Annotated in this window: 12 protein-coding genes and 1 pseudogene; 4 read left to right on the top strand and 9 right to left on the bottom strand. The window is 69.9% G+C overall.

Annotated features, from left to right (window positions below; all coding sequences use genetic code 11):
- The first annotated feature begins 159 nt into the window (after window positions 1-159).
- Window positions 160-1,125: a YihY/virulence factor BrkB family protein gene (locus ACWDZ4_RS34630; RefSeq protein WP_451512358.1), complete on the top strand. Its 966-nt coding sequence runs from the start codon at window positions 160-162 to the stop codon at window positions 1,123-1,125.
- Between the two features lie 217 nt (window positions 1,126-1,342).
- On the opposite strand, the pseudogene ACWDZ4_RS34625 reads toward ACWDZ4_RS34630, so the two are convergent.
- Together ACWDZ4_RS34625 and ACWDZ4_RS34620 are read right to left on the bottom strand one after the other, a co-directional pair.
- A pseudogene (locus ACWDZ4_RS34625) lies at window positions 1,343-1,807 on the bottom strand (3-keto-5-aminohexanoate cleavage protein); the annotation flags it as partial.
- 45 nt (window positions 1,808-1,852) lie between these two features.
- Complete coding sequence (locus ACWDZ4_RS34620; RefSeq protein WP_451512357.1) at window positions 1,853-2,779, bottom strand: TetR family transcriptional regulator C-terminal domain-containing protein; 927 nt, start codon at window positions 2,777-2,779, stop codon at window positions 1,853-1,855.
- Between the two features lie 402 nt (window positions 2,780-3,181).
- Between ACWDZ4_RS34620 and ACWDZ4_RS34615 the strand changes: the two genes are divergently transcribed.
- Window positions 3,182-4,159, top strand: coding sequence for a terpene synthase family protein (locus ACWDZ4_RS34615; RefSeq protein WP_451512356.1), 978 nt, complete (start codon window positions 3,182-3,184; stop codon window positions 4,157-4,159).
- On the opposite strand, the gene ACWDZ4_RS34610 is transcribed toward ACWDZ4_RS34615, so the two are convergent.
- The 6 genes from ACWDZ4_RS34610 to ACWDZ4_RS34585 all read right to left on the bottom strand — a co-directional run bounded on the left by ACWDZ4_RS34610 (window position 4,134) and on the right by ACWDZ4_RS34585 (window position 9,455).
- Window positions 4,134-5,705, bottom strand: coding sequence for a cytochrome P450 (locus tag ACWDZ4_RS34610; protein WP_451512355.1), 1,572 nt, complete (start codon window positions 5,703-5,705; stop codon window positions 4,134-4,136). The genes ACWDZ4_RS34615 and ACWDZ4_RS34610 overlap by 26 nt on opposite strands.
- Before the next feature lie 34 nt (window positions 5,706-5,739).
- On the bottom strand, window positions 5,740-6,339 hold the full coding sequence (locus ACWDZ4_RS34605; protein WP_344500161.1) for a GTP-binding protein: 600 nt from the start codon (window positions 6,337-6,339) through the stop codon (window positions 5,740-5,742).
- A complete protein-coding gene (locus ACWDZ4_RS34600; RefSeq protein WP_450264214.1) occupies window positions 6,320-6,685 on the bottom strand; it encodes a DUF742 domain-containing protein in 366 nt (121 codons plus the stop codon). The genes ACWDZ4_RS34605 and ACWDZ4_RS34600 overlap by 20 nt, the downstream gene beginning before the upstream one ends.
- Entirely contained in the window at window positions 6,682-7,089 is a 408-nt protein-coding gene (locus ACWDZ4_RS34595; protein WP_451512354.1) for a roadblock/LC7 domain-containing protein, read from the bottom strand. The genes ACWDZ4_RS34600 and ACWDZ4_RS34595 overlap by 4 nt, the downstream gene beginning before the upstream one ends.
- The gene (locus ACWDZ4_RS34590; RefSeq protein WP_451512353.1) at window positions 7,086-8,654 is read right to left on the bottom strand and encodes an ATP-binding protein; all 1,569 of its coding nucleotides are present in this window, start codon (window positions 8,652-8,654) and stop codon (window positions 7,086-7,088) included. Before ACWDZ4_RS34590 ends, ACWDZ4_RS34595 begins: the two co-directional genes overlap by 4 nt.
- 378 nt (window positions 8,655-9,032) lie before the next feature.
- Window positions 9,033-9,455 carry a DUF350 domain-containing protein gene (locus ACWDZ4_RS34585; protein WP_344490701.1) on the bottom strand — a complete coding sequence of 141 codons (423 nt, stop codon included), beginning with the start codon at window positions 9,453-9,455 and terminating at the stop codon, window positions 9,033-9,035.
- A gap of 135 nt (window positions 9,456-9,590) precedes the next feature.
- On the opposite strand from ACWDZ4_RS34585, the gene ACWDZ4_RS34580 reads away from it, so the two are divergent.
- A complete protein-coding gene (locus tag ACWDZ4_RS34580; protein ID WP_451512352.1) occupies window positions 9,591-9,950 on the top strand; it encodes a hypothetical protein in 360 nt (119 codons plus the stop codon).
- On the top strand, window positions 9,947-10,279 hold the full coding sequence (locus ACWDZ4_RS34575) for a hypothetical protein (RefSeq protein WP_451512351.1): 333 nt from the start codon (window positions 9,947-9,949) through the stop codon (window positions 10,277-10,279). Before ACWDZ4_RS34580 ends, ACWDZ4_RS34575 begins: the two co-directional genes overlap by 4 nt.
- Window positions 10,280-10,338: 59 nt before the next feature.
- Here the strand turns inward: ACWDZ4_RS34575 and ACWDZ4_RS34570 are convergent.
- Window positions 10,339-10,740 (bottom strand): sigma-70 family RNA polymerase sigma factor (locus ACWDZ4_RS34570; protein ID WP_355726593.1); only part of this gene is annotated, 402 nt, incomplete at its 5' end.

Here is a 10,740-nt window from a genome sequence, read left to right as displayed (position 1 = left end):
GCAGGGGGGACCCTGTGGGAGAGTAGGACACCGCCGAACAAATTTTATGCCCCGGTCCCTGGACTTATGTCCAGGGACCGGGGCTTTTTTGCGTTCAGAGATCGTATTCTCAGGACCGGAGTTGGTCCGAACAGGAAAACGAGCGAAAGCGGGCGTCCGATGGGAACTGTGGTGCATGTCCCCCAGACTCGGGACATGATCGGAGAGGAACTCTCCGGTGATGAGGCGCTGACCGCTCTGCGGCGTTACGGAGGCCGCAAGCTGTTCCTCGATGCTTTTTCTCGTTTCCGGTACGCGGACGGGTTCAGCCACGCGCGGTCGCTGGCTTTCCAGGTGGTCCTGGGCATCGTGCCGTTCGCCATCGCCCTGGTGGGCGTCGCTGCGTCCGTGCACACCGACAGCGTGGGGCGGGTCGTGGAGCTGACGCTCGGACACATCGTGCCGGGTGCCAGCAATGAACTGGTCGAAGAGGCCCTCGCGGACACCCGGCGCAGCGCCGGCGGCAGTACGTCGATCGCGGTCGCGATGTGGCTCGGGCTCGGCTTCGCCGTACTGAACCTGACCTCGGCCATGGGACAGATCGAGCGCGGCAGCAACCGTATCTACGGGATCGAGAGGGACCGGCCCTTCCTCGTGAAGTACGGACGGAGCCTGCTGCTTGCTCTGGGAGCCGGTATACCGATGGTGCTGGGCTTCCTGGCCCTCGTCGCCGGTGAAGCGGTGGGGGAGTCGCTGGTCGAGGCGCTCGGGTGGCCCGTGTCCCTGCTCGGCGTGTGGGGGCTGCTGAAGGCCCCGGTCGGTGTCCTGCTGGCGTTGCTGGCGTCGGCGGTGATATTCCGTTGGGCGCCCCGGCGTGACCAGCCCGGTTACACCTGGCTCGCCGTCGGGTCCGCCGTACACCTGACGCTGTGGGTGACGGCGACCTGGCTGCTGGCCCTGTACGTCGCCAAGAGCGGCTCCTTCGGGGCCGTCTACGGGCCGCTCACCGCCTTCGTCGCCCTGATGCTCTGGGCGAATCTCACGGGCATCGCGCTCTTCCTGGGCCTTGCGTTCGCCGCCCAGCTCGAAGCGGCCCGCGCCGGCATCCTCGAACCGGTCAGGCCCGACCCCGGGCCGGGGGCCTGAAAGACACTCGACGGGCAGTCGAAAGGCCACTTGAGGGGGGTATGTGGCACCGGACGGCGCGGAAGCCCTCCCGGGCACGAGGGCGGTTCAGTCCGCGTACCGGGCCCGCCCGCCCGTGCTCCTCATGGTCAGTGGGTTCGCTGCTGGTACTACTCGGTCTCGCGCACGGTGGCCTCGCCGTTGGTGACCGTGTGCACGGCCTCGCGCCGCAGCGCTTCCTGGCGGCGGTTGGCTGTGAAGCCGGGGACTTCGCGCGCAACATGTCGGGGGTGGAGACGTACAGGTTGCTGCCGTCGTCGAAGGGGGCGAGCCGCAGTCGGGCGTGCAGATGCCGGGCAGCGGGTTCTCGACGTGCGGCAACCGGTCGAGGCTGCCCACCAGGCCGGTGCCGGGGAGGTGTCTGAGCGGCTCGTCGGGGTCGACGACCAGGTCGCCGCCCAGGCCGGCGGTGAGGTTGATGACGACGTCGGTGCCGGTCTCCCTGATCCACTCGACGACCTCGTGGTGGAGCAGCGGGTCACGGGACGGGGCGCCGGTCTCGGGATCGCGGACGTGGAGGTGCACGACGGCGGCGCCGGCCCGGGCGGCCTCGACGGCGGAGCGGGCTCTGCTCGGAGCAGACCGGCATGTGCGGGTGCTTGCGGACGGTGTCAGCGGCGCCGGTGAGGGCGCAGGTGATGATGGCTCCTGAGTGGGGCGGTGGGTGGGGATACGGGCGGGGCCCGGTTCAGCCGTGGTGGGCGGGAACGGACAGGGTGGCGTCCACGTAGGCGAGCAGCGCGGCCTGCATGTCCTCGAGGCTGGTGCCCGCGCCCGGTTCGGCGCCCGCTTCCGGGTCCGGTGCGGCGGCGAGCACCTGGGTGGCCAGGCCGTCGATCAGCGCGGTCAGCCGCAGCGCGGCGGCGTCCGGGTCCGTGGGGCGGAAGACGCCCTGGTCGATGCCGCGCCGCAGGACGCCGGCGACCGTCGCACGCCACTGCCGGTGGTACGCGACGTGCAACCGGCCCACGGCGGTGGAGCGGGCCGCCTCCGCCCACAGGTCGAGCCAGACGCTCCACTGCCACCGTTGCTGCTCGGTGTACGGCGTCTGGAGCTCGATCAGCTCCCGCAGCTCGTCCGCGGCGTCACCGGTGTCTCCGGCATCGGCGATACGGGCCGCGCGGCGGGCGGTGTCCTCGTCCATGCACCAGCGCACGGCTGCTTCCAGCAGCTCGTCCCGGCCGGGGAAGTGGTAGTGGATGGCGGCGGTGCTGGTGGCGCAGGCCTCGGCGATGTCGGAGACCCGTACGGCGTGGAAACCGCGCTCCGCGATCAGCCGCGCGGTCTCCCGCACGATCTGGAGCGGCCTGCCACCCCGGGGCGCGGCGGCGGCCGCGGCGCGGTCGCGCCGTACGGCGGAGGGCTTGGCGGGCGCCTCGGGGCGGGTCCCGAACAGCCAGCCCGCGTCCACGTCGGCGGTGTCGGCGATACGGGCCAATTCAGCCACGGTGAACCGGCGGGCTCCACTGAGTGAACGCGACAGTTTGGAGGGGTCCATGACGACCCGCCGGGCGAACTCGCGCCGGCTCACGCCGACGGTGTCGATCACCTGACGCACTCGCTCGGCGACCTCGCCACCACAGTCGCCGACTCGGACTCCGGGCTCTTGCCGCATGGTCGGCCACCGTATCCGCGTGTTGAGAAGAGCACAACGCATGGTTCAGGAGAAGCCGTACGTGATAAAGGACCGAGCCCGTTGATGAGAGGCTGACTGACGCGTCAGTCACCTGTATAAGCCGTGAGAACCCCCGGCACAGCGGTGAAAGGCGGACTTCTGCAACTCTGGTCAGCAAGTGGTCAACTTGCTTCAGGCAACGGCCAGTTGCATTGTTATTGACGGTTGTACATGGGCATATACGCTCCAGCGTACGCGGGGGCACTCAAGGGGAGGCCGAACATGACCGTAATCTCGCCACGTCGGCTGGGACAGCCGTTACCGACCATGCCCTTCTACTGTCCGGTCCCGTCCGTCGTCCACCCGTCGGCCCGGACGCTCAACGACATGACCGTCCGGTGGATGCTCCAACAGAGTCTCGACACGGACGATCATCAGCGCAGTCGGCTCGCACTCTGCGACTTCGGCGGTCTGACGGCTTCGACCATGCCGTACGGACAGCCCGGACCGCTCGCCCTGATGGCCAGATTCCACGCCGTGCTCTTCTCGTTCGACGACGGCGTGTGCGACGAGGCCTACGCCACCGCGGATTCCCTCGCCCAGGAGACGGCCCGGATCGTCCGGGCCGTAGAGGCCCCGGCAGCCCATCGCCCGGACGAGTCGCCGCACGCGGCGGCACTGCGCCTGCTCCGGCTGGAGCTGGAGCAGTACGCGTCCCGGCAGCAGATCCGCCGCTGGACCGACGCCATGCGCGTCTACACCTCGGGGCTGGTGTGGGAGGCGGCCTGGCGCCGCAGGCCGGACCTGCCCTCGCTCGACGACTACGTCACGCTGTGGATGAGGGCCATAGGGATGGCCCCCTCCACCGCGATGATCGAGATCGTCGCCGGATACTCCATACCCGACGACGATCTGGAGGACCCGCGCGTCCGGGCACTCACCGAGATCACCTGGACGCTGGTCAGCTGGGACAACGACCTCTACTCCCGCAACAAGGAGTTGCTGCGGGCCGACGACGACCTCAATCTGATCGACGTCCTGTGCCAGGAACTCGGCTGCGATCCGCACCACGCGCTGCAGGAGGCCGTGGCCATGCGGGACCGCGTCATGGTGCTCTTCCTCCGGCTGCGCGACCAGGTGCTCGAGGACGCGGGCAGTGGACTGCGCCGGTACGTACAGGGGCTCGGCCAGTTCGTCCGGGGGCACCTCGACTGGGCCTCCGTCTGTCCCCGTTACAGCGTTCCCTCGGCCCCGGAGGGCAAGTCGGACGGGTGGTGGAAGCAGCGTCCGGCCGACGACAGCTCCGAGCCGCTTCCCCTCCCGACGATCTCCTGGTGGTGGGACCAGCTGAGGGTCAGTAGCCGCGCCACCAGCGGGTGACCGACTGCCACATCCGCTTCGGCGCCGCCGGCCTGCGCTGAGCCGGAATCACGGCTCGCGTCTGTGCCGTCGAGGACGGTGAGGCGGGGGCGGGAGCAGGCATCGGGGCGGACTGGGGCACCGGCACCGGCACCGGCACCGGCGCCGGCTCCAGTGCCGGTTCCGGCTGCGGCGCGCTCGCCCTGGGCGCTGATTCCACCTGCCAGTCCGGGAGCGGCGTCGCGCGCGTCATCGCTCCCGGGGAACTCGCGACATCCTGCGGCGGACGCGCGGCGAACTTGGCCGGGAGCGCGATCAGATGCCTGGACATGAGCGAACTGCGCCACCGCAACTCATGCTCCTCCACGGCGAGTTGAAGATCGGGAAGGCGCATCAGCAGCGCGTCGATGCCGGTGTCGGCGATGGCGCGCCCGATGTCCTGCCCCGGGCACTCGTGCGGTCCGCCGCTGAAAGCGAGGTGGGCGCGGTTGCCCTGCATCGAGGCGTGCGGATCGGGCCGTACCACCGGGTCGATGTTGGCGGCGGCCAGCCCGACGATGAGGGCGTCACCCTTCTTGATCTGCTGGCCGCCGAACTCCGTGTCACCGACAGCCCAGCGGCCGAAGATCGTGGTGAAGGGCGGCTCGTCCCACAGGGTCTGCTCGACCGCCTCGGGCAGCGTCATGTGGCCGCCGCTGAGCTGGGCGCGGAAGCGCGGGTCGGTGAGCACCATGCGCAGTACGTTGGCGATCAGATTCGCCGTCGTCTCGTACGCCGCGATCAGCACCAGCCGCAGGTGCTGGCTCACCTCGTCGTCGGTGAGCCCGGCCGGGTGCTCGACGAGCCAGGTGGTGAAGTCTTCCTCGGGCTTGATCCTGCGCCGGGCCACATGCTTGTTCAGTACGTCCATCACATAGGCGTTGCTGGCGTTCGCCGTCGCCGTGCCCTTGATCATGTCGCGGGCGCACTGCACCATCCGCTCGTTGTACTCCTCCGTCATGCCGAGGATCTGGCACATCACCATCATCGGCAGGTGCTCGGCGAACCGGCTCACCAGGTCGGCCCGGCCGTCCTGGCAGAACTCATTGACCAGCCGGTTGCTGAAGCGGTTGATGTGGCGGCGTACACCCCGGTGGTCGATGCGTCCGATGCTGTCGGTGACCGCGCCGCGCAGCCGCTCGTGTTCCGCGCCGTCCGCGAAGACGCAGATGGGCTGCCACGTGAAGACGGGGGCCAGGGGATGGTCGGGAGGTACGGTGCCGTCCTTGATGAGGCGCCAGTGGCGCGAGTCGCGGGAGAACTGCGACGGGGTGCGGGTCATGTGCTGGTTCTCGGTGTGCCCGAGGACCAGCCAGGCCGGTACGTCGTCGTTCAGCAGCACGGGCGCCACCGGGCCGTGCTCGGCGCGCAGCTTCTCGTACAGGCCCATCGGGTCGTTCTCGTGTTCGGGCCCGTACAGCCGGCGCAGGCCGCCCGGGCCCCGGCCGGCGGTGGCGTGGGCCGGGCAACCCGGGGGCGGAAGCGCCCCGTCGTCCGCTCCGGGTGGATGGGGGAAAGGGGTGGTCACGGTCACTCCAGGTATCGGGCGATCAGGCCGGCGGTTACAGGGACAAGGAGTGCAGATAGCGCATCAGTGTCAGGAGGACATCGCGGCAGGACGCGCGCCCTCGCGCGTCGCAGTCCACTATCGGCACTTCGGGGGGCAGGTCGAGGGCGGTCCGCAACGCCTCGACGGGGTGACGGGGTGCGTCGGGGAAGGTGTTGACGGCGACGACGAACGGCACACCGCGCTCCTCCAGGCGCCCGATCACGTCGAAGCTGACTTCGAGGCGGCGGGTGTCGATCAGCACCACCGCGCCGAGAGCGCCCTCGAAGAGGCCGTTCCACAGGAACCAGAAGCGCTCCTGGCCCGGTGTGCCGAAGAGGTAGAGGATCAGTTCGTCGCTGATGCTGATCCGGCCGAAGTCCATGGCCACCGTGGTGGCGGTCTTGCCCTCCAGGCTGTCGTCGACGCCGACCCCGGCCTGCGTCATGGTCTCTTCGGTGGTCAGCGGACGGATCTCGCTCACCGAACCCACCATCGTGGTCTTGCCGACCCCGAACCCGCCCACGATCACGACCTTCACCGCGGCCGTGGCCGTGGTGGGGAGGACGTCCTCGCGGCGCGGGCCGGTGATCGTCTCAGAGTTTCTGAAGTCCATGCATCACCGCTTCGAGGAGGGACCGGTCCGGCAGAGCGGCGCGGACGATGGGCGCCCGCGACTCGACCAGCTCGGTGGCGAGGAGATCGGTCAGCAACGCGGTCACCACGCTGAAGGGCAGACTGAGGTACGCGGAGATCTCGGCGACGGACAACGGCGCCCGGCACAGCCGCAGAATGGCGGCCTGCTCAGGCTGGACCGTCGGTGTCGGCTCGGTGCGGGCGACGACCATCGTGACCAGGTCGAGAGGGGCCCGTTCCGTGCCGTCCGGGCCGCCGGTGAGCACGTACAGCCGTTCCGGGTCCCCCGTTTCGCGGGGTCGCCGTTCTCGCTGGGGCGGACTCATACGGTCTGCCCGTCATGACGCGGAGGGCTCGTCAGGTGGGCTCCGATACGGATGACCAAGTCCCGCATGCGGGCCCCCATGAGACCCGCGTCCACCGTCTCGTCGGCGAGTACCGCGAGGTAGGCCCCGGTCCCGGCTGCCATCAAGTAGAAGAGGCCGCCGTCGACTTCGATGACGACGAGCCGCATCTTGCCCTCGCTGTGCGGGATTTCGGCGGCGACGGCCGCGGCGAGGCTCTGGAGCCCCGCGCATGCCGCCGCGAGCCGGTCGGCGACGTCGGGGTCGCCGCCGTGCCGGGCGATGCGCAGTCCGTCCGCGGACAGGACCACGATCTGCTGGATCTGCGGCACTCCGTCGGCCAGCTCCTTGAGCATCCAGTCGAAATTTGCCCGTTGCTGGATCACTTGAGATCTCCCTTGTCCAACGCGTCGTCAGGTTCGTCATCGGCCGACGGGTCCGGCGGCGTCCCGTTGAACCCCTTGTTGAAGGCCTCGATCCAGAGCCCCGGCTCCGGTTCCTTGGCCGCGCCGTTGGCGTGGCCGTTGAGCGGCGCCGAGGGCTGTTGCTCGGCCGGCACCATGTGGGAGCCGAGCGGTGCACGGCCCCGGCTGCGGCGCTGCGGAAGCCCGTTCGCCGTCCATTCGGTCACCTCGGGGACGTCCTCCTCCCTGGCGGCGGCAGGTGCGGGGGCGGGCACCGGCTGCTTGGGCTGGGCGGCCGGCCGCGGCTTGCGCCTGGGGATGCGTGCCTCTTCCGCGCTCGACAGGCCGGACGGGCCCTGCCGGGGGACCGCGGTGGCGCCGATGCCGTGGGCGATGCCGGGGGCGGGCCCGGTGGTGATCACGTCACGCGGCACGATGAGCACCGCGCGTACCCCGCCGTACGCGGACTGGCGCAGCGAGACCTTCAGGTCGTACATCTGCGAGAGGCGGCCGACCACGGCCATGCCGAGCCGCGGCGTCTCTCCGAGGTCGTTGAGGTCGATGCCGGCCTGGGCCTGGGCCAGCATCCGCTCGGCCCGGCCCCGGGCCTCCTCGCTGAGGCTGACGCCACCGTCCTCGATCTCGATGGCGATGCCGGTCTGCACCTCCACCGCGGTGACGTGCACCCGGGTCTGCGGCGGCGAGTAGCGCGTGGCGTTGTCGAGGAGCTCCGCGCAGGCGTGGATGAGCGGTTCGACGGCCGTGCCGATGACGGCGACCTTGGCGATCGAGTGCAGGTCGACCCGCTGGTACTCCAGGATGCGGGACATCGCGCCGCGCAACACGCTGAACAGCGGTACGGGGTTGGGCCACTGTCGTCCGGGACGGCCGCCGCCGAGTACGGCGATGGAGTCGGCGAGCCGGCCGATCAGCGAGGTGCCGTGGTCGAGGCGCAGCAGGTCGTCGAAGACCTGGGGGTCGCGTCCGTGGTCCTCCTCCATCATCCGCAGCTCACTGGACTGCTGGTGGACGATGGCCTGGACGCGGCGCGCGATGTTGACGAAGGCGCGCTGCGCGGAGTCGCGCATCGCCTCCTCGGTGTCGACGATCTCCAGGACGGAGCGCACCAGTGCGCGCTGCGGGTCACGCAGGTCGCGGTAGACCGGGTCTCCGTCCACCGCCGTCCGGATCACCTCGGCGGGCGAATGGCCCTGGCGGAGGAGGTGGATGGCGTTCGGCAGCAGCTCCTTGCTGAGCCGCAGGGTCTCCTCGTCGTGTCCGGTGACGCGCTGTTCGAGGAAGGCGAGGCGTTGCTCGTACTCCGCGCGCAGGGCACGCGCGGCCCGGCCGCGACGGACGGCTTCGGCTGCGGCCGCCGTCACCACCACGGTCGCCAGGGCGCCGAACCAGACGACCGGTATCCGGGCGGGTTCCGGTACGAGGAAGAAGGCGGCGGCGGTGGCCGCGGCCATCAGGAGGACGGGTGGCACAAGCGCGCGGAAGAAGGAGGACTCTCGGTCAGTCGGAGGCGATTCAACGCGAACCATGTAAACCCTCTGGCGGTCGATGCGGGGATGTATTCGAACTATCAGGACACTTGCGAACAAGTGCGTGATTTCATGTCAACTCGGCGCGCTCCGAGCGAGCTTAGCCAGCTCGGATCAGTGCGACGGCATATTCACGCAACCCTCTGCACGGGCCTTGTCGAGGGTCTAGACTCGCCAATTTTGCACACTGGGCTTGCAGTTGTGCGCAAGGAGTAACCGAACGGGTGACGGAGGGACCTGTGTACGCCGAAGGCCGCCCCCGTGGTGGCGGGGGCGGCCTTCGGTACACGTGGGGAAGGGCAGGAGAAGCGGGGGAGGAGGAAGGGAAGGGGAGAGTCGGGAGCAGGCGGGCGGGGCCGGGAAGCCCCGTCCCGCGGGTCAGGCGATGGACGCCGAAATGATCGCCGCCACCGCGATGTTGCACGACGCCGTCACCCACACCGCCGGGTGCGGCTCGTCCTGGACCAGCGTTTCGCCCAGTTTGCCCGGCGTGACCAGGTCGACGACCAGGAACGCCACCGCCATCATCACGAGTCCCAGCACCCCGAACGCGGCCGTCGACACGAGCCCCTTGCCGAAGTCGTTGTACGTCGTCCAGATCGAGGTGAACACGACCCCGCCGATACCCAGCAGCGCCGAGCTGAGCAGAAGGGCCGCGTTGCGGTTGCGCTCCTCCCAGATCTGCCGGCCGAGCTTGCCCGGCGTCAGGGCGTCCACCAGGAATATGCCGAGGGTCAGCAGCACCACACCCAGGGCGCCGTAGGCGGCGGAACGGCCAAGTCCGTTGACGATGTCTTCCATTGGTCTCAGTCTCCGCAGATGAGGTCGGTCGTGGTCGAGGAGAGGCAAAACCTATCGCACGGGACTGCCGGGGCGACCGGACAGGTTGCTGGGCGGCGCAGCGGCGTCCCGTACGAGCGATTACGATCCGAACTCATGAGCGCTGCTGACCAGGAACAGGCCCAGGAACAGGCCGAGGGACAGGCCGAAGGGCAAGCCGGAGAGCAGGCCGTGGACGGCCCCTCGCCCCTACGGGCCGGCGGCCTCGCACCACGTCAGGCCAGGCGGATGCGCGTCGCCGCGGCCTCGGTCCTGATGGTCGCGGTGGCGGCGGTGCTGGCGGTGCGGCTGGTGAGCCGGTCGTCGGTCCTGGTCGTCGGGGTGTACGGGCTGGCGCTGATCCTGTGCGGGGGCGTGATCGAGCTCAGCCGGCGCGGGCGTACACGGCTGGGCACCTGGCTGCTGGTGGCGGGCCTGGCGGCGGCGGTTGCGGCGGACGCGTTTCTGATTCCGTGACCGACCGCCTCGGCGGGCCGGTCTCCGACCCGATGAACCGGGCGGCCGTCGGCAAGCTCGCCGTGTTCACCATGCCGGACTTCTCCTGGAACGACCGGGATGACGACCGGACGCGCTCCGGCCGGCCGCCCGGAGCCACCGGGAGACGGCGCAGGCCGGCAGCCCGACGGCCGTCAGACCACGGCGAAGGGGCGCGGTACGTACGGGTCCGGCTGACGAGCAGGACCCCTGTGGAGCTGAACACGACCGAGGAGGAAGTGCTCGGCCGCGGGGGCCGGCAGTGGGACCGCGACGGGGGGCGAACGCGGCTCGGCGCCACGGGCGAGTGATCCGCCCGAGGCGCCGATGCCGGTGTCCGGTGTCCAGGACCTCCAGGGCCCGGGACCTTTTAGTCGAGGTAGTCGCGCAGGACCTGCGAGCGCGACGGGTGGCGCAGCTTCGACATCGTCTTCGACTCGATCTGGCGGATGCGCTCACGCGTCACGCCGTAGACCTTGCCGATCTCGTCCAGCGTCTTGGGCTGGCCGTCGGCCAGGCCGAAGCGCATGGACACGACGCCCGCCTCGCGCTCCGAGAGGGTGTCCAGGACCGAGTGCAGCTGCTCCTGCAGGAAGGTGAAGGAGACCGCGTCGGCCGGGACGACCGCCTCGGAGTCCTCGATGAGGTCACCGAACTCGCTGTCGCCCTCCTCACCCAGCGGGGTGTGCAGCGAGATGGGCTCGCGGCCGTACTTCTGGACCTCGATGACCTTCTCGGGGGTCATGTCGAGTTCCTTGGCCAGCTCCTCCGG

This window comes from Streptomyces sp. NPDC003016 (assembly GCF_053591455.1).
This window is presented reverse-complemented; position numbering and strand designations above follow the sequence as displayed.

Coding starts and splice junctions, on each gene's coding strand:
- ACWDZ4_RS34580 (WP_451512352.1), top strand. CDS start 9,591: ATGAGCGCTGCTGACCAGGAACAGGCCCAGGAACAGGCCGAGGGACAG.
- ACWDZ4_RS34630 (WP_451512358.1), top strand. CDS start 160: ATGGGAACTGTGGTGCATGTCCCCCAGACTCGGGACATGATCGGAGAG.
- ACWDZ4_RS34615 (WP_451512356.1), top strand. CDS start 3,182: ATGCTCCAACAGAGTCTCGACACGGACGATCATCAGCGCAGTCGGCTC.
- ACWDZ4_RS34600 (WP_450264214.1), bottom strand. CDS start 6,685: ATGAGTCCGCCCCAGCGAGAACGGCGACCCCGCGAAACGGGGGACCCG.
- ACWDZ4_RS34620 (WP_451512357.1), bottom strand. CDS start 2,779: ATGCGGCAAGAGCCCGGAGTCCGAGTCGGCGACTGTGGTGGCGAGGTC.
- ACWDZ4_RS34590 (WP_451512353.1), bottom strand. CDS start 8,654: ATGGTTCGCGTTGAATCGCCTCCGACTGACCGAGAGTCCTCCTTCTTC.
- ACWDZ4_RS34585 (WP_344490701.1), bottom strand. CDS start 9,455: ATGGAAGACATCGTCAACGGACTTGGCCGTTCCGCCGCCTACGGCGCC.
- ACWDZ4_RS34605 (WP_344500161.1), bottom strand. CDS start 6,339: ATGGACTTCAGAAACTCTGAGACGATCACCGGCCCGCGCCGCGAGGAC.